At 69.8% G+C, this 24,442-nt stretch carries 21 protein-coding genes and 1 tRNA gene; 9 read left to right on the top strand and 13 right to left on the bottom strand.

The features are described 5' to 3' along the window. Positions 1 to 25 precede the first annotated feature (25 nt). Positions 26 to 1,261 (bottom strand): sialidase family protein, encoded by a 1,236-nt coding sequence (locus ABD285_RS05175; protein WP_344200821.1) that lies wholly within the window; start codon positions 1,259 to 1,261, stop codon positions 26 to 28. Positions 1,262 to 1,403: 142 nt separating this feature from the next. Then, positions 1,404 to 1,751, bottom strand: coding sequence for a hypothetical protein (locus ABD285_RS05170; RefSeq protein ID WP_284254209.1), 348 nt, complete (start codon positions 1,749 to 1,751; stop codon positions 1,404 to 1,406). A gap of 82 nt (positions 1,752 to 1,833) precedes the next feature. Between ABD285_RS05170 and ABD285_RS05165 the strand changes: the two genes are divergently transcribed. Further along, a complete protein-coding gene (locus ABD285_RS05165) occupies positions 1,834 to 2,751 on the top strand; it encodes a LysR family transcriptional regulator (RefSeq protein ID WP_284254208.1) in 918 nt (305 codons plus the stop codon). A 4-nt stretch (positions 2,752 to 2,755) separates the two neighbouring features. Further along, a complete protein-coding gene (locus ABD285_RS05160) occupies positions 2,756 to 3,478 on the top strand; it encodes an SDR family oxidoreductase (protein WP_344200818.1) in 723 nt (240 codons plus the stop codon). 270 nt (positions 3,479 to 3,748) lie between these two features. Here the strand turns inward: ABD285_RS05160 and ABD285_RS05155 are convergent, their stop codons facing one another. The 3 genes from ABD285_RS05155 to ABD285_RS05145 all read right to left on the bottom strand — a co-directional run bounded on the left by ABD285_RS05155 (position 3,749) and on the right by ABD285_RS05145 (position 6,975). Next, the gene (locus ABD285_RS05155) at positions 3,749 to 5,521 is read right to left on the bottom strand and encodes an ATP-binding protein (RefSeq protein ID WP_284254205.1); all 1,773 of its coding nucleotides are present in this window, start codon (positions 5,519 to 5,521) and stop codon (positions 3,749 to 3,751) included. Positions 5,522 to 5,768: 247 nt separating this feature from the next. Next, positions 5,769 to 6,548, bottom strand: a complete 780-nt coding sequence (locus ABD285_RS05150) for a hypothetical protein (protein WP_284254203.1) — start codon at positions 6,546 to 6,548, stop codon at positions 5,769 to 5,771. Between the two features lie 337 nt (positions 6,549 to 6,885). Then, positions 6,886 to 6,975 (bottom strand) — tRNA-Ser (locus tag ABD285_RS05145). 106 nt (positions 6,976 to 7,081) lie between these two features. Between ABD285_RS05145 and ABD285_RS05140 the strand changes: the two genes are divergently transcribed. The 6 genes from ABD285_RS05140 to radA all read left to right on the top strand — a co-directional run bounded on the left by ABD285_RS05140 (position 7,082) and on the right by radA (position 14,236). Further along, positions 7,082 to 8,758, top strand: a complete 1,677-nt coding sequence (locus tag ABD285_RS05140; RefSeq protein WP_284254202.1) for an HAD family acid phosphatase — start codon at positions 7,082 to 7,084, stop codon at positions 8,756 to 8,758. Between the two features lie 95 nt (positions 8,759 to 8,853). After that, positions 8,854 to 10,149, top strand: coding sequence for an efflux RND transporter periplasmic adaptor subunit (locus tag ABD285_RS05135; RefSeq protein WP_284254201.1), 1,296 nt, complete (start codon positions 8,854 to 8,856; stop codon positions 10,147 to 10,149). Continuing rightward, on the top strand, positions 10,146 to 10,886 hold the full coding sequence (locus ABD285_RS05130; protein WP_284254200.1) for an ABC transporter ATP-binding protein: 741 nt from the start codon (positions 10,146 to 10,148) through the stop codon (positions 10,884 to 10,886). Before ABD285_RS05135 ends, ABD285_RS05130 begins: the two co-directional genes overlap by 4 nt. Beyond that, positions 10,883 to 12,118, top strand: a complete 1,236-nt coding sequence (locus ABD285_RS05125) for an ABC transporter permease (RefSeq protein ID WP_344200811.1) — start codon at positions 10,883 to 10,885, stop codon at positions 12,116 to 12,118. Before ABD285_RS05130 ends, ABD285_RS05125 begins: the two co-directional genes overlap by 4 nt. A gap of 29 nt (positions 12,119 to 12,147) precedes the next feature. Then, positions 12,148 to 12,780: a DUF5666 domain-containing protein gene (locus tag ABD285_RS05120; RefSeq protein ID WP_284254197.1), complete on the top strand. Its 633-nt coding sequence runs from the start codon at positions 12,148 to 12,150 to the stop codon at positions 12,778 to 12,780. 91 nt (positions 12,781 to 12,871) lie between these two features. After that, a complete protein-coding gene (radA, locus tag ABD285_RS05115; protein ID WP_344200807.1) occupies positions 12,872 to 14,236 on the top strand; it encodes a DNA repair protein RadA in 1,365 nt (454 codons plus the stop codon). Between the two features lie 16 nt (positions 14,237 to 14,252). On the opposite strand, the gene ABD285_RS05110 is transcribed toward radA, so the two are convergent. The 7 genes from ABD285_RS05110 to ABD285_RS05080 form a co-directional block, all read right to left on the bottom strand. Continuing rightward, complete coding sequence (locus ABD285_RS05110) at positions 14,253 to 14,876, bottom strand: hypothetical protein (protein WP_284254196.1); 624 nt, start codon at positions 14,874 to 14,876, stop codon at positions 14,253 to 14,255. A gap of 63 nt (positions 14,877 to 14,939) precedes the next feature. Then, complete coding sequence (locus ABD285_RS05105; protein WP_284254195.1) at positions 14,940 to 15,725, bottom strand: IclR family transcriptional regulator; 786 nt, start codon at positions 15,723 to 15,725, stop codon at positions 14,940 to 14,942. 96 nt (positions 15,726 to 15,821) lie between these two features. Further along, a complete protein-coding gene (locus ABD285_RS05100) occupies positions 15,822 to 16,646 on the bottom strand; it encodes a carbohydrate ABC transporter permease (protein ID WP_344200803.1) in 825 nt (274 codons plus the stop codon). After that, positions 16,643 to 17,545, bottom strand: a complete 903-nt coding sequence (locus tag ABD285_RS05095) for a carbohydrate ABC transporter permease (protein WP_284254193.1) — start codon at positions 17,543 to 17,545, stop codon at positions 16,643 to 16,645. The genes ABD285_RS05100 and ABD285_RS05095 overlap by 4 nt, the downstream gene beginning before the upstream one ends. A 59-nt stretch (positions 17,546 to 17,604) precedes the next feature. After that, the gene (locus ABD285_RS05090) at positions 17,605 to 18,948 is read right to left on the bottom strand and encodes an ABC transporter substrate-binding protein (RefSeq protein ID WP_284254192.1); all 1,344 of its coding nucleotides are present in this window, start codon (positions 18,946 to 18,948) and stop codon (positions 17,605 to 17,607) included. A 39-nt stretch (positions 18,949 to 18,987) separates the two neighbouring features. Beyond that, positions 18,988 to 21,492 carry a serine/threonine-protein kinase gene (locus ABD285_RS05085; protein WP_284254191.1) on the bottom strand — a complete coding sequence of 835 codons (2,505 nt, stop codon included), beginning with the start codon at positions 21,490 to 21,492 and terminating at the stop codon, positions 18,988 to 18,990. Positions 21,493 to 21,571: 79 nt separating this feature from the next. Beyond that, a complete protein-coding gene (locus ABD285_RS05080; protein ID WP_344200798.1) occupies positions 21,572 to 22,678 on the bottom strand; it encodes a mandelate racemase/muconate lactonizing enzyme family protein in 1,107 nt (368 codons plus the stop codon). A gap of 120 nt (positions 22,679 to 22,798) precedes the next feature. On the opposite strand from ABD285_RS05080, the gene ABD285_RS05075 reads away from it, so the two are divergent. After that, positions 22,799 to 23,905, top strand: a complete 1,107-nt coding sequence (locus ABD285_RS05075; RefSeq protein WP_344200795.1) for a zinc-binding dehydrogenase — start codon at positions 22,799 to 22,801, stop codon at positions 23,903 to 23,905. Here ABD285_RS05075 and ABD285_RS05070 read toward each other — a convergent pair. Beyond that, positions 23,902 to 24,405 (bottom strand): amino-acid N-acetyltransferase, encoded by a 504-nt coding sequence (locus ABD285_RS05070; protein WP_284254187.1) that lies wholly within the window; start codon positions 24,403 to 24,405, stop codon positions 23,902 to 23,904. The genes ABD285_RS05075 and ABD285_RS05070 overlap by 4 nt on opposite strands. Positions 24,406 to 24,442 lie beyond the last annotated feature (37 nt).

The raw sequence follows: 24,442 nt of genomic DNA, 5'->3' as shown, positions 1-24,442 counted from the left end.
CCGCGCGACCCATGCCGCGATGGCCTTACGCCCCCAGCGAGATGATCCCCGCCTCCACGGGCCCGGACTTCCCGTACTGTGCGCCGGTGATGACGAACACCAGACCGGGCTCCGGCGGACGACCGGGACCGACCAGCGGGATCGTGTACCGGCTGTAGCCGGCGGGCATCGGCGACGAGAAGCGCGTCCACGCTCCCGGATCGCCGAGCGCCCGGTTGATCATGAAATCCTGATCGTCGTTGTCGGTGACGATGATCGTGCCGTTCTTGCCACCGGAGGGCGACCACGAGACGACGGGCGCCCCGTTCGGCACGGCACCCGTCGACGGCACCAGCGCCATGTCCTGCGAGAACCGGAACGACTCCGGATCGCGCGCGAGCCGGTAGTGGATCGGGTACGAGTAGTCGTCGCGCTGCGGGTTCTCCGGATCGTCGGGGACGCCGTACTCGTAGGTCATGATCCACAGGTCGCCCCGGATCTGCGCGATCGTCGTCATGCCGGGGCGGTTCGCGTACGTTGTACCGGTCGCGTCGTTCACCACCGGACCCCAGGTGCGCAGATCTCTGCTCGTCTGGTGCGCGAGCTTCTGCCCGAAGTCCGGGTCGCGCTGATCGGAGTAGTAGCAGACGAGGTTGTCCTGGTGCAGCAGCAGGAACGGCTCCCACACCGGCGTCGCGCCGTTCGTCGTGTCGGGCGGGCCGCCCTGCGCCACCGTGCTCAGGAACTGCCAGGTCATCCCCTCATCCGTGCTCGCATACAGCTGGATGTTGGTGCTCGAGAAGTTGGCGAAGGTGTTGCACGAGAACAGCAGCGCCCCCTTCGGCAGACCGGCGAACGCCCGCGGCAGTTCGTAGAGGAACGGCTGCAGCGCGAAGCCGTTGACCGGGATGGTGCTCTGCAGCGCCCACGTCCGGCCCTCGTCCTCGCTGCGGTACAGCGGGAACCCCGCTCCTCCGGCGCCCTGGTACGTCGCGAGCAGCGTCCGCGACCGCCCGGGCTGCCGGGCGCTCAGCTGCACGGCGCGGGCGTACGACGTCCGGCCGTTCTGACCGGCCACCACGACGGGCCCGAAGGGCGACTCGGTGATAGGCGTGCCGGGACCGCCCGGCGCCGCGGCCGGTCTGGCATCGGCGAACGCCGGCGCCCCGAGACCGAACGTCAAGCCCGCTGCCGCGGCCGCTCCCGCGCCGAGCAGTGCCCGTCGCGTGACCTGCGCACCCCGACCCTGATCGCTCGCGTCGCGAGCATCGTGGATTCCCATCTACTGCCTCCCCAGTGAAGCCCCGCCCCGGCCCGTACAACGATGCACATGACCCCCGAAGGAGGGGCGATCGCAGGTTAAGCCCGCATCGTTGCTTGCCTCAAGCACATGAGATGACGCTCATGCCGGGAACGCTCATGTGCTAGCCGAAGAGGTGGGCTCCGATCGGGATGGTGCCGAACCAGAGAAAGATCGGCCCGAGCGTCAGCATGAACGCCACACCGGCGAAGATCAGCGCGGCCTTGAGGGCCCGGATGCGGCGCCGCGCGACGTCGACGATCGCGACGACCGCACCGATGACCGAGAGGACGATCACGACTGCTTCGGTGAGGAGGGCGAGCGGAAACAGCGCGTAGAGCTGACCCTCCGCGTGGAACAGGTAGTCGGGAACGCGCATCCAGGCGCAGGTGAAGGTCCAGAGCCCCACCGAGACGAGTACGAAGACCGCTCCGAGACTGACCCGCGATGTGCGTGCTGCCTGCGCCTGCATGGTCCCATTAGAGCAATGAAGGTGGGATTTCGGCGCGGGCGACGGACGGATGACTGATACCCGCTGGGAATAGCATGACAGCGTGATCGACCTCAGCCTCCGACGCCTGGAGTACTTCGTGGCGGTCGCCGAGGAGCTCGGCTACAGCCGCGCCGCCGAGCGCGTGCACGTGGCTCAGCCGGTGCTGAGCCGACAGATCGCGCTCCTCGAGAAGGAGCTCGGCGTCATCCTCTTCGCCCGTTCGACCCGCGGCACGGCCCTCACCGACGAGGGGCGCGCTCTGCTTCCGGATGCGCGCGCCCTGCTGCAGTCGGCATCGGCGCTGCAGCGACACGCGCGGCACGCGGCACGCGGCGTCGAGCGGCTCTCGATCGGGTTCATGCCCGGCCTCATCGTGACGCCGATCGTGCAGGGGCTGCGCGCGGAGGTTCCCGGCCTCGAGGTCGACCTCGTTCGCACCGGCTGGGACGACCAGGTCGAGACGATCCTCGACGGCCGCGTCGATCTCGGGCTCGTGCGCCTACCGGTGAGCGCGCCCGGGATGTCGGTCGAGCCCCTGTTCCGCGAACGGCGCCTGGCGATGCTCGCGGCCTCGCATCCGCTCGCCGCCCGTCGCGAGCTGACGGTTGACGACCTCGCCGAATGGGACCTGCTTCAGGCCCCCGACGCCATGCCCGAGTGGCGGGACGCGCGACGGCGGGCGGGCCGCTCCGCGGGGCGGGTGAGCGGACATCCGCGGGAGGTCGAGGTCAAGCTCGAGCGCGTCGCCGCCGGCCAGGGCGTCGCGGTGCTGCCTGCGTCCACAGCGGGTTTCTACCGGCGGCCGGATGTCGTATCCCGGCCCGTCGCCGGGATCGGCCCGAGCGAGGTGGCCGTCGCGTGGATGGCGCATCGCCGCTCCCCGGCGCTGCGTGCCGCCGTTGCGCTCGCCCATACCCTCCGGGCATCATTGACGACCGAGGAGGTCTTGGACGACGAGGCGGTCGCGGCCCGAACCTGAGGCCATGACACTCGACAGCTCCTCCCGCGTCGTCCTCCTCGGCGGCACCAGCGGAATCGGTCTCGCGGTCGCCCGCCGCGCCGCCCTCGCGGGTGCACAGGTCACGATCGCCTCGCGCAACCCCGCATCGATCGAGCGCGCCCTCGGCGAGCTCCCCGCCGGCGTCATCGGCCGCGCCGTCGATGCGACGTCCGCCGAGGAGGTCGCCGCCTTCCTCGATGGCGTCGGCGAGTTCGACCACTTCGCCTACACCGCGGCCGAGAACCTCGTGGGCCGGACCCTCGACGAGATCACGGCGCAGAACGCGGCCGAGTTCTTCGGCCTCCGCCTCTTCCACGCCCTCGACGCCGTGCGGCTCGCCGTGCCGCACCTGCGCGCCGGCGGCTCGGTCACGCTCACCAGCGGTACGGCCGCGTTCAAGGGGGGCCCGGGATGGGCGCTCGGCTCCGCCGCGTGCGGCGCGATGAACGCGGTGGTCCGGTCCCTCGCCGTCGAGCTCGCCCCGCTGCGAGTGAACGCGGTCGCACCGGGCGTGCTCCGCTCGCCGCTGTGGTCGGCGATGAGCGACGCGGATCGCGAGACGATGTACGAGAGCACCGCCGCGTCCCTGCCGCTCGGCCGAGTCGCGGCGCCCGACGACGCCGCGAAGGCGTACGTCGCGCTGATGGACCAGGACTACGTCACCGGCACCATCGCCGTCGTGGACGGAGGGACCCTGGTCGCCTGAGATCGCCATCGGCCGCGGTGCTGCGCGGTGTTCGCGGACTGACTCAGCGGAGTCGTGAGACGGCGAGAGCCCCGGAATCTCAACGACTCCGGGGCTCTTGCGTGGCGGTACCGGCGGGATTTGAATTCGTCCATCCCAAACCGGCCGTCCGAGTTCGCGATTCCGTCGTTTTTCGCCCTCAGTCAGGCACTGCTCGATCAGTACGGCGTTGCTCATTGGTTGCCACGTTGTTGTCACGTTCTCCCGAGGCTGGGCATTTCGGCGCTGTGACTAGGCCCCATCGAGAGTGACCTGAGTGGGATCGGTCTCATCGGCGGCCTCCCGGTTGTGTGCGGGAGGCCGTTGCCGGTGCGGGAAAGATCGGCCTCGTCCGTAGGTCACGCTGGGACCTCGTGTGGCCTCAGAGGTCTTGACGAGAATCCCGCGATCGACCAGGTCTGCAAGCACTCGCGATGCCCCCACCGTGTCGAGGTCCAGGAGAATCCGCACCATCCGAGCATTGATCGTTGTGGTCTCGTGCACGAGGTCGATGATCTTCCGGTCGAGCTGGTCCGTCGTCCGGCGTCTGTACGTCACCGCCGGTCCGAGCGCGGCCAAGGCCTCCTCCCGCAGCCGATAGCGAGGTTGTGCACGTCGCGCGGTCTCGCGCGTGGGCTCGAGGAGTCGAACTTCGTCGTTGCTCAGTCGCGCCAGAACGGATTGCGCTTCCTCCGCGGACGCCTTCTGCAGAAGGCGGGTCAGCTCTTCTGCCTTGACAGTCTTGTTGGTCAGCAGCGTCAGGAGGATCAGCATGGTGTCTGCGTCCGCGGCCTCTTCGCGCGGCAGCGTTGATACATATCGGGCGAGAGCCGTGTTGGGCGCGCCGCCCAACAGAGTGACCTCGACTTGGGTCGGATCCGCGGTATAGCGCGGGGGCTGGTGGCCGACTCGAGCCATCTCTGCGTACATCCGGTCGACTCCGGATCCGGCAGTCTCGGCTAGCCCGAGTGATCGCATCGCATTGGCAAGATTCGAGTTGCGAGTGCGAGATGACGTGGTGAGGACGTTGTTTACGTTGACCCCGGGGACGAATCCACCCGGTGAACTGACCCTGAGCTGGGTGACCGTGTGCTCGACGGAGGTCCGCTCCAGGCTGAAGTACTCGCGGTGCATCATGCCGTTAACTACGGCCTCGCGGACTGCGGGCTCCGGAAGATCGGCGATGTGTAGCTGCTGACCTTTGCCGATCGACACTGGAGTTGTCTCCAGGCGAGCATCGATGAGGTCGAACACGCGCTGGACTGCCACGACGAGCGGTCCTGGGATCTGCTCGTTCGCCGTTAGCTGGCCGGCCGGGGTGCGCCGATGCGTGTATGAGATGAGCGTCTTGTCGGCATACAGGCGGCTGAACATCAGCGCCCCAGCGTTGGTGAGCGTCTGATCGTCGAGCACCACACCAGCGGCGCGCAAGAGTTCTACATCAGGCAGTTCCGCCCACCTCCGCTTCGACAGATCGCTAGAACGCGCGAGGAGATCTCGTGCGACCTGCATCGCAAACGGGTCCAGCGCATCCATACCTGCGTGGCTGCTCGCGAGACTCCAGTCCCTGCCTGTCTTCTGTGATGTAACGACAGTGATCCGATCCGTCGTCATAGGCATGCAGCTCGTCCCGATGCGCTCGGTAGGTATTTTCCCGTTGGCGCTGTGCACCTGGGTGCTCTCAGGGACGTCGATGACCACCACCCGTCCGTGCTCCGTCTGCCGGTCCACGATCTCGACCAGCAGTGGGGGCTGAGTCAGTTCGTGGATCCGAACGCGAGTTCGTTCAGGATCGAGCCTCGTTCCCTGGATGGCCTCTGGCCCGGTAATCGAGTCAGAGACGCCCACGACGATCACTCCGCCGGCGGCATTGGCCAAGCAAGCCGCGGCATCGGCCAGATTGACGAGATCGGCGGGGAGCGACCGCCCGTCCGTCTTGAACTCGACGTGACGCGCCTCGAGTTCGTCAGCGCTGGTGGTGCGGTTAGCGATTTGAGCGATCAGCGTGTCGACGAGATCTGTCATGATTTCCCGAATGTTTTGCGGAAGCCTTCACTGTGAAGGGTACCGCAAAACTATCGAGAAACTTCGTGCGGGGACAGGAACGTCGGCAGGCGGGCCAGGGCGTCCTTAACCTCAAGCCGCTCGTCTACGAAGGACTTAGATTCCCGGGGCGTCCACCGCACACTCCTGGAAGCGTCACTCACGCAACCAGCAAAGCTCGCGCCAAACCATCCCAACACGACGCGACTGCGGTAGACGTCTATGCAGCTCAGGGCGTGAGGCTGTCGAGTACCCAGCCGAGAGTCCCGGTCAACAGGTGCATGCGGTTCTTGGTGTCCGACTCCCCGCCCGCCCCGGGGTGGCTGCCTTTTGAGTGCAGCTGCGACCAGACCCCGTCGAGGAACTTGCGGCCGTTCGCATCGATGAGATCCGCGTTCGCGAACGCGGCGATCGCACTTCCGCCTCCCGGTGGGTTCGGAATGGTTAGCCCGTCTCTGGACGCGATCTCCAACAGCAACGCTTCCAGCGCGGGTCGGATCTGGCTGTTCGCGGAGGTCCATTTCGAGTTCCGCAGGTGGGTGCTTGCCTCGCCGAGGTGATGCTCCGCGGTTGAGAACCCGAGTTGCAACAGGCGAGCTCGGAGCTCGCTGGTCCGTTCGGCGAAGGGTGCGCCGCCGTCGCCCCGCAGCACCACTTCGCGAAGTGTGACGACCTCAATGTCCGGCTGTGGGGGCCAAATGTTGCTCTTGGCAGGCGCCCTCGTCTCGGCGATCGAATAGCCGTCCGCTTGAAGCGCTTTGTCAAGCCGCGCCAGCCACCCCTGATCCCTGGAGGGCCAGGAGTCGGGCTCGATCATGAGGTCGATCAGCTTGAGAACCTTCTCCTCGCCAAGCGGATCCTTGAGGAGCGCCGTGTCGAGGGTCCGCGTCACCCGGTTCACCCTGTTCAAACCGTCGACGTTGCCGGGGTCATGCTTAGCAAGATCTGCTTCGCGAAGCTTCTGCCCGACCTCGCTGTGACCGGCTTCGGACAGCTTGTCGATGATCACGGCCGTTACTGGCCCGGAGAGTGGCACGTTCGGGATCGTATCCAACCAGCCGACGGGCAGGTGGATCTGGCTCAGCTGGGGCGGCTCACCCTGCCGTGGCAAGCCCAGACCCTCCGCCAATCTGGAAGGTAGTCCGGCGGCTCAACGTCCAGACGAAGCAGATGTGTCGTCTGCGGCACGCAGCGCATGACTCAGCCGCCATTCCGTCGTCACCGCCTCCGCGATCGCCTCATGCGCAAAGCGACGATGTGAGCCTCAGAGTGAGACTTGTCAGGGTCGGCACCGGATAACAAGTGCGCCTGGAGCAGAAAAACCCCTGCTCAGCAGGGGTTTTTCATGGCGGTACCGGTGGGATTTGAACCCACGGACGGGGTGAACCGTCACATGTTTTCGAGACATGCTCCTTCGGCCGCTCGGACACGGTACCGGGAGAGAGTTTACCCAACAGGGGGTGGTGGTCTTCACAGTCCCGACATAGGTTCGAGACGGCCCCCATTCGGGGGACGTGACCATGCCTCAGCGCTGGAGGATCAATGTCGAACCGTCCGCTCCGCGCCGCCCTCGTGGGCGTCGCCACCGTCGCGCTCGCCGCCGGCGGGATCCTCGCCGGGGCCGTCTCGGCGAACGCCTGGCCGGGTGGCCACGGAGGCCCCGGCGATCACGGGCATTCGAACCACGATGCGGCCCTGACGCCGCGCACCCAGTTCACGATGGCCGCCGACGGATCGAGCGGGGCGACGCAGGGCGGGGAGGGCATCCCGAACATCGACATCGTCAAGAAGACCATCGCCACCTACTACGGCGACCCCGGCACCGGCATCGCCAACAAGACGTCGTCTCCCTATATCTCGGAGATGAACGGCATCGTCGCGAAGATGACCGCGGAGTTGCCGCGCCTCTACGCGAGCTCGGTCGCGCACCACCCGGATCAGAAGCCCGCCATCGTGTTCGACACCGACGACACGATGCTGTGGACCTACGACCAGGAGGTCGGCGAGATGCACTTCGTCTTCGACCCGGCCGCCAACAACACCGACGTGCTGGGCGAGGTGTTCCCGGCGACCCCGGCGATGGTCGGGTTCGAGAAGGCGGCGCAGCAGGCCGGCTTCGCGGTGTTCGGGATCACCGGCCGCAGCGCCGCGCAGAAGCCCGCCTCCATCGAGAACGTGACCAAGGTCGGCTACACCGGCTTCACCGCCGATAACTACTTCACGAAATGGGCGACCGGTGAGCAGCCGAGCTACGTGACCTGCGCGACCGCCGGCTGTACGACCGTCGAGTACAAGGCGAACACGCGCAAGCACATCGAGAACGACCTGCACTACGACATCGCCCTCAACGTGGGCGACCAGTGGTCCGACCTGCAGGGCGGCTACTCCGACAACGCGCAGAAGCTGCCGAACCCCACCTACTATCTGCCGTCGCCCGACCTCGCGTCGATCCAGCAGTCCGGAGTCGACGAGCGCAGCCTCCAGCCGCGCACGCGCTTCACGATGGCCGCCGACGGATCGAGCGGGGCGACGCAGGGCGGGGAGGGCATCCCGAACATCGACGTCGTCAAGAAGACCATCGCCACCTACTACGGCGACCCCGGCACCGGTATCGCGAACAAGACCGACTCGCCCTACATCCGCGAGATGACGCGCATCGAGTGGCAGCAGCTGCCCAAGATCGCGGCCGCGTGCTACGTCGGCAAGCGGCTGCACCAGAAGCCGGCGGTGATCTTCGACACCGACGACACCATGCTGTGGACCTACGACCGCGAGGTGGGCACGATGCACTTCCACTTCGACCCGGCGCAGAACAACCAGGACGTGCTGAACGAGGTCTTCCCCGCGACGCCCGGCATGGTGGCGTTCGAGAAGGCGATCCTGAAGGCCGGATGCCAGCCCATCGGCATCACCGGACGCAGCGCCGCCCAGAAGGCCGCCTCGATCGAGAACGTGACCAAGGTCGGCTACATCGGCTTCACCGATGCGAACTACTTCGTGAAGTTCGCCGCGGGCCAGAAGCCGGCGTATCTGGACTGCGCGGCCGGCGCGACCTGCACGACCATCGAGTACAAGTCGGGCACCCGCGCCTACCTCGAGACGAAGGCGGGCGGCAAGTACCGGATCGTCGCGAACCTCGGCGACCAGTACAGCGACCTCATCGGCGGCCATGCGCTGTTCGACGTGAAGCTGCCGAACCCGACGTACTACCTGCCCTGAGGCACCGGCGCCCTGCCGATCCGAGAGCCCGGTCACCGCGCGTGACCGGGCTCTCGGTTCGTTCATAGGTCCGCTCAATGGTGCGCATATGAAGCGTGGCCATCGTCCTCAGCGTGAAGCCCACGCGTCGCGCTCTGGTCAACGGCATCCTGGTCGGCGTCATCGTGCTGGCGCTCGCCGGCGGCGGGCTCTGGCTCTGGCATCCCTGGTCGGCATCGGCCGCCGGCGCCTCCGCGACCCGGCTCACGGCGACGGTGCAGCGGGGGTCGGTCAGCCAGACCGTCACGGCGAGCGGGTCGATCGCGCCCACGCGTGAGGTCGCGGCCTCGTTCCAGGTCTCGGGCACGGTGTCGGCCGTCGACGTGAGCGTCGGCCAGGTGGTGACCGCCGGGCAGACGCTCGCCACGATCGACGCGAGCGACCTCGAGACGGCGCAGAGCGAGGGCTGGACGCAGTACGTGCATGCCGAGCAGAACCTGACGGCGGCCGAGCAGCAGGCGACCTCCGGCTCCGGGCAGGGCGGCGGCAATGCCACGGCGAGCATCAACGCGGCCAAGGGCGCCGTGACCAAGGCCTCCGACGCCTATCAGCAGGCGAAGGCGCAGGTCGCCCTGGCGACCCTGACGGCGCCCATCGGCGGGCTCGTGATCGCGGTGAACGGCGAGGTCGGTGGGTCATCGGGCGGGTCGAGCGCCTCGTCGGGCAGCGGCACGAGCGGCGGATCCGGGGCGTCCGGCGGCGGCTCGGGCTCGAACTCGTCGAGCAGCTCGGGATCCGGGTTCGTCACGATCGCCGACACCTCGGCCTACGTCGTGACGGCGAACATCGCGGAGGCCGACATCGCCGACGTCGCGGTCGGCCAGGCCGCCTCGATCACCTTCCCCGCGCTCACCGGCATCACCGCGACCGCGAAGGTGACGGCGATCTCGCCGACGGCCACGGCATCCAACTCGGTCGTCACGTATGCGACGACGATCACGCTCGACAAGCTGCCGGCCAAGGTGCGCCTCGGGCAGACGGCCGAGGTCGCGATCACGATCGCGTCGAGCAAGGACGACGCCCTCTTCGTGCCGGCGGCCGCGATCACGACGGCGAACGGCACCTCGACGGTCGAAGTCGTCGATCAGAAGACCGGCACCACCTCGACGGTCGACGTGATCACGGGGGTCGTGGGCGATCAGGGCACGGAGATCACCCACGGCCTCACGGCCGGCCAGACCGTCGTGATCGGCACGCTCACGCCGAGCACGACGGGCACCGGCGGCACGACGGGCATCACCGGAAGGACCGGCACACGCGGCGGATTCGGCGGTGGCACCGGGGGCTTCGGCGGCAACGGCGGCGCCTTCGGCGGCACGGGCGGCTCCTTCCGCGGAGGGGCGAACGGATGACGCTCCTCCCACCGCGGCATCCGGTGCTCGAGCTGCACGGCATCCGGCAGACCTACGGCAGCGGCGACACCGCCGTGCACGCGCTGCGCGGCATCGACCTCACGGTCGACCGGGGCGAGTACCTCGCGATCATGGGGCCGTCGGGCTCCGGCAAGTCGACGCTCATGAACCTGCTCGGCTGCCTCGACATGGCGAGCTCCGGCACCTGCGTGCTCGAGGGGCATGACGTGGCGTCGCTCGACGAGCGCGCGCTGGCCCGCGTGCGGGGACGCCGGATCGGGTTCGTGTTCCAGTCGTTCAACCTGATCCCCCGGATGTCGGCGCTGGCCAACGTGGAGCTCCCGATGGTCTACGGCCGGGTGCGCCGCGCCGAGCGCCGGCAGCGCGCCGAGGCCGCCCTCGACCTGGTCGGGCTCGCCGACCGCGCCGGTCACCTGCCGAACGCGCTCTCCGGAGGCCAGCAGCAGCGCGTCGCCATCGCGCGGGCGCTCGTGACCGACCCCGCGATCCTGCTCGCCGACGAGCCCACGGGCAACCTCGACTCGGCCTCGACCGAGGACGTGCTCGAGATCCTCGATCGGCTCTCGGGCGAGGGCCGCACCATCGTCGTGATCACCCACGAGGACGCCGTCGGCGCCCGGGCCGGGCGGGTGGTGCACATCCGCGACGGGATGCTCGTGAGCGACGTCCGCGGCAGGGGCGCGGTCGCGGCCGAACCGGCCGGGAGTGCACGATGACGCCCGGCGAGCTGCTGCGCAGCGCGTTCCGCGGCATCACCGCGAACAAGCTGCGCTCGGCGCTCACGCTGCTCGGGGTCATGATCGGCGTCGCTGCGGTGATCCTGCTGCTCGCGGTCGGCAACGGCAGCTCGACCCAGATCCGCGACCTCATCACGCAACTCGGCACGAACACGCTCACGGTGCGCGCGGGCAGCGGGTTCGGGTTCGGCGGGCAATCGGGCGCGTCGTCCGACTCGACGAAGAAGCTCACGCTGCAGGTCGCCGACCGCCTCGCCGCCTCCCGGCTCGGGCACGTCGACGCGGTCGTGCCGCAGGTGGACACCTCGCTCACGGTCGCCTCCCCCTCCGCGTCGGAGGACTCGACCTCGCTCATCGGCACGACCCCGCAGTACTTCACGGTCACCACGAACCGCATCGGCTCGGGCGCCCCCTTCACCGACGCCGACGTGACCGGCGCGGCGAAGACCGCGGTCATCGGCGCGACCCTCGCGTCGGAACTGTTCCCCACCGGCAGCGCACTCGGCCAGTCGATCGATGTCGGCGGCACGCCGTTCACCGTGGTCGGGGTGCTGCAGACGGTGTCCTCGACCGGCGCGCAGGATGCCAACTCGGTCGTGATCGCTCCCATCAGTCGCGTGCAGCGCAGCTTCACCGGCTTCGGCCCGATCAGCACGATGACGGTGGAGGCGACGTCGGCGGACGACGTCGCCGCGGCGCAGGGCGAGACCGAGGTCATGCTGGATCAGCTGCTGGGGTACGACCCCGACACGGCATCCGGGGCGACGCCGGCGCCGTACACGATCACCGACCAGACGCAGCTGCTGCAGACGGCCGCGGCGAGCGCGCAGAGCTTCACCGTGCTGCTCGGGGCCGTCGCGGCGATCTCGCTGCTGGTGGGCGGCATCGGCGTGACCAACGTCATGCTGGTGACCGTCACCGAGCGCACCCGGGAGATCGGCATCCGGAAGGCGCTCGGCGCGACCCGCGGGGCCATCCTCGGCCAGTTCCTCGTCGAGGCGGCGACGCTCACGCTCCTCGGCGGCGTGCTCGGCGTGATCATCGCGCTCGTCGGCGCGCAGTACCCGATCAACGGCACCCAACCCGAGGTGCTCGGGTTCTCGATCCCGCTCGCGCTCGGCGTCTCGGTCGCGATCGGCGTGTTCTTCGGCGTCTACCCGGCGGCCCGCGCCGCGGCGATGCGCCCCATCCAGGCCCTGCGCGCCACCTGACCCGGACACCCATCACGAAGGGATTCACCATGAACGACGACACGACACCCGCGACGCCGGGCGACGAGCACGACCCCGCGGCGCTCCCCGCGCCCGACCCGGACGCCCCGGCCGCGCCGAGCGCCCCGAGCGCCCCGAAGAAGAAGCTGACGAGGTATCTGACACCCGCGCTCGCGGTCGTCGCGGCACTCGTCGTCGGCGGTGTCGGCGGAGTGTTCATCGGCCAGAGCACCACCCACGCCGCCCCGCAGCGAGCCGGCTTCGGCCAGGGCGCGGGAGGGGTCCGCGGCGGCGAGGGCTTCGGGGGAGGACAGGGCGGCGCGGGCGGAGGCCAGGGCGCCCCGGCCGGCCGGCCCGGCGCGGGCGGAGCCTTCACGGCCGGCACCATCACCGCGGTCGAGGGCAGCACCATCACGCTCAAGCTGCAGGACGGCTCGACCGTCAAGGTCGGCACGAGCGCTGCGACGAAGGTCACCCGGACGAGCACCTCGAGCGTCTCGAAGCTGAAGTCCGGCGACAGCGTCACCGTCATCGGGCAGAAGGATGCGTCGGGCGATGTGTCGGCGACCGCGATCGCCGAGGGCCAGACCGGATTCGGCGGATTCCGCGGCGGCTTCGGCGGCGGCACCGGCGGCGGCAGCGGGTCGGGCTCCGGCAACTGAACCCCCCTCACCCGGGCCCGCCGCGCGGACATCCTCCTCCGATGCGGCGGGCCCGTCCTCTGCCGTCGGAGGGGCGACCTAGGCTGACCGCATGGCTCGACCGACCGCCGCGTACGCGTGCAGCGACTGCGGCTGGACGGGCGCCAAATGGTACGGCCGCTGCCCGGAGTGCCAGGCCTGGGGCACCGTGATCGAGCGGGATGCCCCGCGCGTCGCGATGGCGCCGGCCCCGGTCTCGCAGGCCCGCGCCGCCCGCCCGATCGCGCAGTGGGGCGCCGAGGCGAGCGCCCACGTGCCGAGCGGGATCGCCGAGTTCGACCGCGTGCTCGGCGGCGGCGTCGTGCCGGGCGCCGCGATCCTGCTGAGCGGCGAGCCGGGCGTCGGCAAGTCGACCCTGCTGCTCGAGGTCGCGGCGCGGGCGGCCCGCCGCGGCATCCGGGTGCTCTACGTGAGCGCCGAGGAGTCCGCGAGCCAGGTGCGGCTGCGCGCCGAGCGCACGGGGGCGCTTCGCAGCGAGAACGGCGCCGACGAGCTCTATCTCGCGGCCGAGACCGACCTCGCCACCATCCTCGGCCAGGTCGACGTCGTGCAGCCCGAGCTGCTGATCGTCGACTCGGTGCAGACGGTCTCGTCGGCGCTGTCCGACGGGGCCCCCGGGCAGCCGTCCCAGGTGCGCGAGGTGGCCGGCACGCTGACCCGCGTCGCCAAGGAGCGCGGGCTGCCGGTGCTGCTCGTCGGCCACGTCACGAAGGACGGCACGATCGCCGGCCCGCGGCTGCTCGAGCACCTCGTGGATGTCGTGTGCCACTTCGAGGGCGACCGGCAGACCGCGCTGCGCTTCATCCGCGCGCAGAAGAACCGCTTCGGCCCGACCGACGAGGTCGGCTGCTTCGAGATGACGGGCGACGGCATCGCCGAGGTGCCCGACCCGAGCGGCCTGTTCCTCTCCCGCTCGTCCGCTCCCGTCAGCGGCACGTGCGTCGCCATCGCGATGGAGGGGCGCCGCGCCCTGCCGGTCGAGGTGCAGGCGCTCATCGTCGCCACGCAGGCGCCGCAGCCGCGACGCGTCGTGAACGGCGTCGACGCCTCGCGCGTGGCGATGCTGCTCGCGGTGCTCGAGCGGCGGTGCGGGCTGAAGCTGTCGAGCTCGGACGTCTACGTGTCGACCGTGGGCGGCATCCGGCTGCAGGAGCCTGGAGCCGACCTCGCGATCGCGCTGGCCATCGCGAGCGCCGTCAAGGATCAGGCGCTGCCGGCCACCCTCGCCGCGATCGGCGAGATCAGCCTCGCGGGCGAGATCCGGCCGGTGAGCTCGGCGACCCAGCGTGCCGCGGAGGCCCGGCGGCTCGGGTTCTCCGGTGTGCTCGACGGCGAGGCGGGCGTGCTGCGGGAGGCGATCCGCGTCGCGTTCGCGCAGACCGTGCCCGGCGACCGCGTCGACGTGCCCGCGTTCTGAGCGCCGGGCAGGGCGGCTACTGCAGCACGAACTGCTTGCTGGCGCTCGAGGTGACGCTGCCGACCTTGACCTGCAGGTGGTAGCTCGCGCCGCCGGCGATGACCGGGGTCTTGTTCGTCGCCGAGCAGGTGCTCTTCGACGACCGCGTGCGATCCCAGGCGAACGGCGTCGTGGTCAGCGACTTGCCGGGCTGCAGGGTGCGCACGTCGGAGACGGCGTCGGTCTGGCAGTCGGTCGAGGTCCAGATCGTCTCGGCACCGCTCGTGATGGTGTACACCTGCGCCTTGGTGCCGACGTCGAGCGTGCACGCCTTCGCACCCGAGTTGGTGATCGACATCGAGAGCTTGGGCTGGGTGGTCGACGCGTAACTCGCGGCATCGGTGACGGGCGTCAGCGTGATGACGCTCGGATCGCATGAACCGGCCGGACCGTCGGTGCTGAAGGTCGGGTTGGGGTTCGGGGATGTGGCGTGCGGGCCGGGCGACTTCGTCTCGGCCGAGCTCGGCGAGCCACCGCCCGGCCGCACGACGATCAGCACGATCACGACGAGGACGGCGACGACCCCGAGCAGCAGCAGCAGCCGTCGACGCCAGTACACCTGCGGCGGCTGGGGACCCACGGGGTTGCGGATCGACGACATGCGCACAGGGTAAGACCGGCCCGGCGCACGGGGCGGAAGCCTCGCCGCGAACTGGCGGGCGTCTCAGCCGCGGAACTCCTCGCCGAGTCGCGCGGCCGTGGCCATCAGCAGAGGCACCGCACGGACGCCGAATGCCTCGTCGACGCGACGGTCCGGCCCCGACACCGAGATCGCGGTGGGCACGGGAGCCCCCGGCACCACCGTGGCGAAGCAGCGCACCCCGACCTCCTGCTCGCCATCGTCGATGGCGTAGCCGCGCTCGCGGATCACGGCGAGTTCGTCCAGCAGCTCGCGCATGGTGCCGATGCTGCGGTCGGTGGCCGCCGGCATCCCGCGGCGGTCGATGATCTCCCGCACCCGCTCCTCGGGCAGGGAGGCCAGGATCGCCTTGCCGACGCCGGTGTCATGCGCGTGCGCACGCCGGCCCACCTCGGTGAACATGCGCACCGAGTGCCGGGACGGCGCCTGGGCGACGTACACGATCGTGTCGGAGTCGAGCACGGCGAGGTTCGCCGATTCGCCGAGCGCCTCGACGAGCCGGACGAGCTCCGGGCGGGCGACCGCGCCGAGCTGCTTGTGCGCGGTCTCGCCGAGCCGGATCAGACGCGGTGCGAGCAGGTAGCTGCGACTCGGGCTCTGGCTCACGTAGCCGAGCCCGACGAGCGTGCGCAGCAGCCGGTGGATGGTCGGCAGCGGCAGGTCGCTCGAGGCCGCGATCGCGCTCAGCGTGAGCTCCCCGTCCGCCGCGGCGATCAGCTCGAGGATCTCGAACGCGCGCTCGACGGACTGCACGCTGCCCACTCGCTGGACGGCGGCGTCGTCGACCGGGGACGAAAGGGCTTCGGTCACGTGTCCCTGTCCCTTCCGATGAGCGCGTCCGTCATACACCGGACCACGCCATTCTCCCACTCCCGGCCGTGACTCGTGACGACGACCGACCGATCCTCAGCCTTTCAGGCCGCTGCCGAAACTCCGGATCATGTACCGCTGGAACACGAAGAACACCACCAGCACCGGCACGCTGGCCATCAGCAATCCGGCGAAGATCTTGCCCCAGTCGGCCCCGTACTCCCCGACGAACCCATAGATCTGCACCGGCAGCGTGACGTTGTTGGTGCCCCCCAGATACAGCAGCGGGGTGAAGAACTCGTTCCAGATCGCGATGCCGTCCAGGATGATCACCGTGCCGGTGACCGGCAGCAGCAGCGGGGCGACGACGCGGGTGAAGATCTGGAAGGTGCTCGCGCCGTCCACGCGCGCCGCCTCCTCGTACTCGGCGGGGATCTGGCGCATGAAGCCCGTGTACAGGATGACCGTGAGGGGCAGTTGCACCCCCGCGTTGAACAGGATCACCGACAGCGGATTGCCGCCCAGCCCGAGCTGGGTGAACAACCGGTACAGCGGCAGCACCCCGATCTGGAAGGGCACCATCATGCCGGCCGCGACGAACGCGTACCAGCGGCCGCCGCCCTTGCCGAGCGCACGAGCGAAGTAGTAGCTCGCGCCGGACCCGATGACGACGAGGATCGCGACCGCGAGCACCGTGATGACGAGGCTGTTGACGAAGGCGGGCCCGAGGCCGCCGGTCTGCCACGCCTGCACGAAGTTGTCCAGATACAGGCTCGTCGGCGCGCCGAGCGGGTTCGTCGCGACCTCGGGCGATGAGCGGAAGCCGACCGAGATCAGCATCCAGAGCGGGAAGACGAAGACGAGCGCGGCCGCGATCATGACGATCTCGACGATCAGCGTGCGCCATCGGTAGCGGGTCACTGCAGGCTCCGATCACGGAACAGCCGCATCTGCGCGAAGGCGACGACGGCGATGAGGGCGAACACGATGAGGCCGAGGGCGATCCCGTAGCCGTAGCGGTTGTACAGGAACGCCTCGTTGTACAGCAGGGTCGACAGCGTCTGCGTCGCGTACCCGGGGCCGCCCTGCGTGGTCGCGACCACCTGGTCGAACAGCTTGAGCGAGGTGATGAGCGAGAGGGTGAGGTTGATCGCCGTCGGCGTGCGCAGCAGCGGCCAGGTCACGTAGGCGAAACGTTTGATCGCACCGGCCCCGTCGAGCGCCGCCGCCTCGGTGATCTCCTCGGGGATGTTCTGCATGCCCGCGAGGAAGATGACCATGGAGTACCCCGAGTACTGCCACACGACCACGGAGACGACGCCCCAGATCGCGGTCGACGGATCGCCCAGCACGTTGAAGTTGCTCCAGCCGAGGGCGGCCGCGATCGACGCCACCGGACCGTTGGGCACGTAGAGGAACTGCCAGAGATAGCCGACGATGATCGGCGTCATCACGACCGGCGCGAACAGCAGCGTGCGCAGCACGTTGCGCGTCTTGATCCGCGAGTTCACGCCGAGGGCGAGGGCGAGGCCGGTGACGTTCTGGGCGATGGTGATCGTCACCGCCATGACGAGCGTGTTGATGAGCGCGCCGGCCGTCTGCGGGTCGGAGAAGAGGCCGACGAAGTTGTCGATCCCGTTGAAGTGGATCGCGCTGCCCAGCCCGCTCCAGTCCGTGAAGGCGTAGACGATGCCCTGCACGGTCGGGTAGGCGACGAGCGCGACGAAGAACACGAGCGCCGGCACGGCGAACCAGAACGGAACACCGAGCCGACGGGTGCGGCGACGGACGGCACCGGGTCGAGCGATGTCTGTTGTCATGACGTCTCCGATGGAGGCCCCGGGCCGGCCCGCGGCGGGCCGGACCGGGGCGGGCCGGGTCAGGAGTCGCCGAGCGACTTCTGGATCGCGTCGACGACCCCCTGCACCGTCTGCTTGCCGACGAGCAGGTTCTGGCATTCGGCGATCATGGTCTGCTTGACCTGGTAGCCGGGCCAGAAATTGGTCTGCCACAGGGCGACCTTGTTCGAGAGGTACTGCTTCTCGACGCCCTTCATCTCGGGCTGCATCTTCGTGCTCGAGGTCGGCGTGTACGGCACCCCGAAGTTCGCCTTCGCGGCGGCCGCGAGCTGGTCGGGCTGACCCATGTAGTTCACGAACGCGACGGCCGCCTTCTTGTTGTCGGTCGAGGCGGCGACACCCCACGCGGCACCCGTGTTCAGGGTGAGCACGGTGTCCGAGGCGTTCTCCGTGGCGGGCAGCGAGTACATGTCGAAGTTCAGCGAGGGGGCGTCCTGCTTCAGCGTCGGCAGGTTCGACCCGATGATGTCGACGCCGAGGGCCTTGCCGGATGCCACGAGCTGGTCGGCCGCTGCATCCGAGTACCCGGTGGGGTTGTCCTGGAAGCACTTGGCGTCCTGCATCTTCACGTACTGCTTGAGCGCCGTCGTGAGCGAGTTCTTCCAGAGCTTCGAGGTGCTCCACTTCACGCTGCCGTCGGCGAGGTGCTGGGCGAACTTCGGGTCCTTCGAGTACACGAGCGTGTTGGCGAGCTCGAGCGGCACCTCCGTCGAGAGGTAGCCGGTCTGCGCGCCGATCGCGATCGGAACGATGCCCTTCGAGCTGACCGTCTGGCAGAAGTCGAGCATCTCGGAGAAGGTCGTGGGCACATGCACCTTGAGCTTCTTCATGAGGTCGGTGTTGTACTCGACCCCGGTCGGGTTCTGGAAGCTGTTCAGCGCGTAGACCTTGTCGTTGTAGGTGACGAGGCTGTTCGCGGTCGAACCGACCGTCTTGACCCACGGGCTGGACTGGAGGCTCTGCAGCTCGCCGGCCTCGGCGAGGATCTTGGTCGCCATGGCGTTGCCCGACCCGCCCCACACGAACATGACATCCGGGGCGTGCTTGGCATCGAGCTGCGCGCGGATCTGCGGCTGATACGTGTTGGAGACCGCCTGGGTCGTCTGCACGGTGAGCCCCGGGTTCTGCGCCTTGAACGAGCTGATGGCGTCATCGATGTAGGCCTGACCGCTCAGGAAGCTGACGGTCAGCGACCCGCTCACCTTCGGCCCCTTCGCGGGCGCGCCGCTGGCGGTTCCGGCGGCGCCGGGCGTCGCGGTGGAGCACGCGGCGAGCGCCGACGCGGCCACCAGAGCGATCACGGCCGCGGCGATCCCGCGGCGACGACGGGGCCGTGCCCCGGCGGAGTGCTGCAGGGTGAACATCTTCGTCTCTCCTTGTCGTTGCAGGTGGGTGATGCGGGATCAGTGATGCGTCGGGGTGAGGACGACGTAGGGCTGCGCGCACAGGTCCTCCCCGAGTCCCGGATGGATGGCCGGGCCACCGCCCCCGTCCGCGACGACGTACCACGAGAGCGGATACGGCGACGTCGTGGCGGCGGCCGGGATGACCGGTCGCGCCGTGCCCTCCGCGTCGGCGGTCACGGTGATGACCGACCACTCGGCCGACTGGTCCAGCGGGCGGTGGTGCAGTTCGACGACCGATGACGGCGCCGCGCCGGTCACCGCGACGACGACCTCCGCGCCCGGCTCGTACGTCTCATCGGAGGCGACCCGCACCGCCGATGCCGTGTGCGGGCCGGAGAGCGCCGACAGGCGCGCCGGATCGCCCGCACCGAGAGCGCCCGATCGCGCGGTGATCTCCGCGAGCTCGGCATCGAGTTGCGCGAGGCGATCGCGCCATCCGCCGCGCTCGGTCGTCCGGTCACCGAACGCCAGGTCGTCGACGTAGACCGTCGACGCGAGGTCGACGACGTCGGCCAGGGCCCGACGCGAGCGCCGGAGCGCCTCGACGGCCCGCGCGAGATGCGCGGCCTCGCCCGTCCGCTCGTGCAGCGAGACGTCGAGACCGGCGCGGATCCGCTCGGCGAACATCCGGCCGAGTCCCGCCTGCAGGCGTGCATCGATCAGCGCCTCGCGCAGGAGCGGCGACGTCGGCGCGGCGGAGGCCTGCGCGACCGCGCGGTCGACCCGCTCGATGAGCCGCTCCAGGTCGGCCGCGTTGTCGACCGCGGTGCGCCGTGCGGTGGCGCGCCCGGCCACGATGTCGTCGGCGAACTCGTCCGTCGTCGCGAACATCTCGGGGTCGAACGGGCTGATCGCGGGCCAGGTGTAGGGGGCCGGGGTGTCGAAGTCGTACATCCCGGCGCCCTTGTCGCCGTCGTGCACCATCGGCAGGTTCGTGTATCCCTCGGGCCAGTAGAAGTTGTTCGAGGCGCTCATGCCGTACGCCACCGTCACCAGGGGCAGGATGCGGCCCGCGGCGCCGAGCGCCTCCTCGACGGCGGTCGCCGCCTCGCCGTACGCGCGACGGAGGTAACGCCGCCACTGCTCGGGATCGGCATCCGGGTCGAAGAGCAGGCGGCCCCACAGCCGGTAGCCGTAGCGGTACTTCTGCCAGTCGTCCGACGCCGGCCGGTGCAGCTCAGCGTCCGTGTACAGGTCGCGCGGCCCCTCGCCGGTGCCCTTGCGCCCGCGGAACGTCAGCTGCTCGCAGAGCTCCACGCCCCGGGCCCCGCCGATCGTCGACCAGCGGCCGTATCCGGCGAAGATCGCCGGATCGGCCCACAGCAGGAAGCGCTGGGTGCCCGGCCACACGCGGAACACCACGTCCTGCTCGCGATCGCCGCGCAGGAAGTCACCGTAGCCGTACCGGGTGAAGCGGCGCGTGTTCTGGGTGACGCCGGAGAGCGCGTCGTCGTTCATCGGCCGCGCGCGCTCGAGATCGCGCACGCGTGCCTGGTGGTAGGGCAGCCCCTGGTGCTCGGCCCAGTACTTGGGCGAGAGCGCCACCCGCCCGCCCGTCGAACGGGCGGCGGCGAGCAGCTCGTCGTCGACCCCCTTGGAGTGCATGTCGATGTCGATCGGCCGGCCGACCTCGCCGACGGCCGTCATGATCTGCCCCCAGAACGCCCCGTGCCCCGCTTCGGGAACACCGCCCTCGTAGTGCACCCGGAAGGTCACTCCCGAGATCGCCGGACAGGCCTCGAGCAGCCGGCGCAGGGCGACGGCCGAGTACTCGGCGATCTGCTCGTCGGCGATCCCCTCGATCGGGTAGCGCAGCTCCGGGCTCTCGCCGAGCTCGGGCCGCACCGCGTGATTCCACAGCCCGAGCTGGAAGTCGATGCCGCGCCGAACGGCCTCGTCGCTCGCGAATCGCAGCGCCGCGAGGTTCGCCTCGCGGTCGGCGTCGTCGACGTTCGCGACGCTCACCTGCCAGCCCGGCACCTCGAGCAGGAAGGGGTAGGCGAAGCACAGGTAGTTGTCGCGCACGTCGATGTCGTGCGAGAAGTTGTACTGCATCCCGAATGCCAGCTGCACGCGGTTGATCCGCTGGGCGGCGAGTTCGTCGAGGTAGCCGGTCCAGAACGCGCGATCCCGGAACCACCCGAGATCGAGGACGTCGCTGGAGAACGATCGCAGCACCCCGCGCACGGGCACCGCCGGCGCCGCATCCTCTCCGTCCGCGGCGACCAGGGCGCCGTCATCCCCGAACTCGATCCGGTCCGCCAGCTCCGTGATGCCGTACGCGGCCCCGCGCGCATGGCCGGCGCGCACGGTCAGTCCGTCGTCGTCCGTCTCGAGCCGGAAGGCCTCGTCGCCCGCGGCGACCCCGCCGGCCCGCACGCGGAGAGCGGGCACGGGACGCCCCGCGGACGAGATCGCGCGCTCCAGGCGTGCGATCGCCCACGGCACCGGATCGACCCCGCTCAGTTCGGGATCGACGTCGATCGCGGGCAGATCGCTCACGGGAGCTCCTTCGCATCTTCCACGCTACGGAAACTAAATTCCGCAACGCAGGCCACGCTAGGTCACCGGCCGGAGCAGGTCAATCCATTTGTTGTGATCCACGCGAAATACGTCGTTCCGCCTGGGCGACGAAGCCCTCCTCGAGTTCGATCCCCCAGCCGGGCTCGTGCGGCGCCGCGACCTCGCCCCCGACGACCTCGGGCATCGGCCCGAAGACCCCCTCGGTCCAGGGGGTGCGCTCGATGCTCCACTCCTGCGGGTGGATGCACGCGGGCATGGCCAGCGCCAGGTGCAGCGTGAAGACCTGCAGGAGCGAGGCGTTCGCGCAGTGCGGTGTGCACGGGATCCCGGCCGCCTCCGCGAGCACCGCGACCTTGCGTGCGCGCGAGATGCCGCCGATGTAGCCGACGTCGGGTTGCACGATGTCGACGGCCCTCCGCGAGACCATGCGATGGAACTGCGGCAGGGAGGTGTCCTGCTCACCGCCGGACACCGGGATGTCGAGCGCGTCGGCGACGGCGGCCGTCTCGTCGAGCTGGGGGAACGGGCACGGCTCCTCGAAATGGAAGTAGCCGTGCTGCTCCAGGATCCGGCCCACCCGGATGGCCTGGGCGGCCGTGTATCCGCCGTTCGCATCGGCGCTGAGCAGGAAATCCGGGCCGAGGACCTCCCGCATCCGAGGGATGATGCGCTCCGTGCGGTGCGGGGCGGCGTCGACGTCGCGACCCATCGCCTCGCCGACCCGGATCTTCGCGGCCCGGAAGCCGAACTCCGCGGCGAGGCCGGCGATCCGGTCGGCCTCGGCCTCCGGCGTGATGTCGCGCACCATGCTGGAGGCGTAGACCGGTACCGAATCGCGGGCCGCGCCACCGAGGAGCCGCCAGACGGGCTGGCCTGCCGCGCGGCCCATCAGGTCCCAGAGCGCCGTCTCGATCCCCCCGAGGCCGCGGAGCAGGAAGCTGCTCGGGAACTTGTACGTCTGCCGCAGGAACTCGTCGACGAGGGCCTCCGCATCCCAGACCTCGCGGCCGAGGAAGAACGGCGCGACCAGTTCGTGCAGCACGTGGGCGGTCACCGCCGCCTCGTACGGCGCCGTCTGACCGATGCCGACGGCGCCGTCGTCGGTGCTCACCCGCACCACCACGAGCGGTCCGCGCCGCAGCGTCTCGATCGCGTCGATCCTCATGAGCGGTCCCCTCCCGACGCGCAGTGCGTCGTGCGGCCTCTTGACCGCGTCCGGCGTCTCGCCCTACGTTAGCCAATCGTGGATAGACACCTCCACGATACGAAAGCAGCGCCGCCCGTCATGCGGGCCGCGGTGCTCGAGGAGGGTGCGGCCGGCCTGCGGGTGATGGAGCTGCGGACGCCGGTCCCGCAGCGCGGCGAGGCCCTCATCCGCGTGGAGGCGTGCGGCGTCTGTCACACCGACCTGCACGTCATCAAGGGGGAGGTCGGCTTTCCGCGCCCCGCGGTGCTCGGGCACGAGATCAGCGGCACGATCGTCGCGTTCGGCGAGGGGACCTCGACCTCGCTCGAGGTCGGCGACGCGGTCGTCGGCGGGTTCATCATGCCGTGCGGAACCTGCCGGCAGTGCGAGCGCGGCCGCGACGACATGTGCGTCGAGTTCTTCGCGCAGAACCGCCTGCGCGGCACCCTGTACGACGGCACCAGCCGGCTCGCGATGCCCGACGGCTCCTTCCTCGCGATGTACTCGATGGGCGGTCTCGCCGAGTACTGCGTCACCCCGGTGACCGCGCTCACGCCGGCTCCCGTCGGCGTCGATCTCGCCAGCGCGTGCATCCTCGGCTGCGCGGGCCTGACCTCCTACGGCGCGGTCTTCCGGGCCGGCGGGGTGCGCGAGGGCGATCGCGTCGCGATCGTCGGTGCGGGCGGGATCGGCGGGGCCGTCATCCGCATGGCCGTCGCGGCCGGCGCCTCCCGCATCGTCGCCGTCGACATCGCGGCCGACAAGCTCGCCCAGGCCCTGCGGCTGGGCGCGACCGACGCCGTCGACTCGTCGACGACCGACGCCGTCGCCGAGGTCCGCCACCTCACCGGGGGCGTCGACGTGGCGTTCGAGGCGCTGGGTCGCCCGGCGACGTTCGAACAGGCGAGCCGGATGCTCGACGACGGCGGTCGCATGGTCGCGATCGGCATCGCCGACGGCCAGGCGACCGCCTCCATCGAGATCACCCCGCTGGTGCGCCGGGGGTACACGATCGTGGGCTCCTACGGCGGGCGCACCCGCCAGGACCTGCCCGAGGTCGTCGGCATCGCCGAACGCGGGGGGTTCGACACGTCGTCGATGGTGACGCGGCGGGTCTCGCTCGACGAGGCGCCCGACGCCTACGCGGCCCTCGCGCGCGGCGAGATCGTGGGCCGGGCGATCGTCGAGATCGGCGCCCGCTCCTAGAGCTGCTTGAGCATCCGGGTGTTGCCGAGGGTGTTCGGCTTGACGCGGGCCAGGTCGAGGAACTCGGCGACGCCCTCGTCGGGGGAGCGCACGAGCTCGGCGTAGACGTCGGGCGCGACGATGCCCTCCCCGATCTCGGCGTAGCCGTGGGCGGTGAAGAACGCCGTCTCGAAGGTGAGGCAGAACAGGCGGGCGAGACCGAGGGCGCGGGCGTCGTCCTCGATGCGCTCCAGCAGCGCGTGGCCGACGCCGCGATGACGCCACGCGGGTGCGGCGGCGAGAGTGCGCACCTCGCCGATGTCCTCCCAGATGACGTGGAGGGCGCCGCAACCCACCAGCTCGCCGTCGGGTGCTTCCGCGACCCGGAACTCCTGGACGGCCTCGTAGAAGACGACGCGGTCCTTGCCGAGCAGGATGCGCTCCTCGACGAGCGGTTGGATCATGCGCTCGATCTGCACGACATCCGGAGTGCGGGCGGGCCGCACCCGTATCTCCGTCACGTTCCGACCCTACCGGTGTTGCCAAAAACGCCCAGTG

The sequence above is a fragment of the Pseudolysinimonas kribbensis genome, from assembly GCF_039531715.1.
Lineage (GTDB): Bacteria > Actinomycetota > Actinomycetes > Actinomycetales > Microbacteriaceae > Pseudolysinimonas > Pseudolysinimonas kribbensis.
Note: the sequence above shows the minus strand (reverse complement) of the source record. Positions and strands in the feature narration are given on the sequence as shown.

Excerpts from the sequence above, each read along its gene's own strand:
- ABD285_RS05110 (WP_284254196.1), bottom strand. The coding sequence starts at position 14,876 with ATGTCGTCGATCCGCAACCCCGTGGGTCCCCAGCCGCCGCAGGTGTAC.
- radA (WP_344200807.1), top strand. The coding sequence starts at position 12,872 with ATGGCTCGACCGACCGCCGCGTACGCGTGCAGCGACTGCGGCTGGACG.
- ABD285_RS05095 (WP_284254193.1), bottom strand. The coding sequence starts at position 17,545 with ATGACAACAGACATCGCTCGACCCGGTGCCGTCCGTCGCCGCACCCGT.
- ABD285_RS05170 (WP_284254209.1), bottom strand. The coding sequence starts at position 1,751 with ATGCAGGCGCAGGCAGCACGCACATCGCGGGTCAGTCTCGGAGCGGTC.
- ABD285_RS05160 (WP_344200818.1), top strand. The coding sequence starts at position 2,756 with ATGACACTCGACAGCTCCTCCCGCGTCGTCCTCCTCGGCGGCACCAGC.
- ABD285_RS05090 (WP_284254192.1), bottom strand. The coding sequence starts at position 18,948 with ATGTTCACCCTGCAGCACTCCGCCGGGGCACGGCCCCGTCGTCGCCGC.
- ABD285_RS05140 (WP_284254202.1), top strand. The coding sequence starts at position 7,082 with ATGTCGAACCGTCCGCTCCGCGCCGCCCTCGTGGGCGTCGCCACCGTC.
- ABD285_RS05155 (WP_284254205.1), bottom strand. The coding sequence starts at position 5,521 with ATGACAGATCTCGTCGACACGCTGATCGCTCAAATCGCTAACCGCACC.
- ABD285_RS05120 (WP_284254197.1), top strand. The coding sequence starts at position 12,148 with ATGAACGACGACACGACACCCGCGACGCCGGGCGACGAGCACGACCCC.
- ABD285_RS05175 (WP_344200821.1), bottom strand. The coding sequence starts at position 1,261 with ATGGGAATCCACGATGCTCGCGACGCGAGCGATCAGGGTCGGGGTGCG.
- ABD285_RS05080 (WP_344200798.1), bottom strand. The coding sequence starts at position 22,678 with ATGAGGATCGACGCGATCGAGACGCTGCGGCGCGGACCGCTCGTGGTG.
- ABD285_RS05075 (WP_344200795.1), top strand. The coding sequence starts at position 22,799 with ATGCGGGCCGCGGTGCTCGAGGAGGGTGCGGCCGGCCTGCGGGTGATG.
- ABD285_RS05125 (WP_344200811.1), top strand. The coding sequence starts at position 10,883 with ATGACGCCCGGCGAGCTGCTGCGCAGCGCGTTCCGCGGCATCACCGCG.
- ABD285_RS05130 (WP_284254200.1), top strand. The coding sequence starts at position 10,146 with ATGACGCTCCTCCCACCGCGGCATCCGGTGCTCGAGCTGCACGGCATC.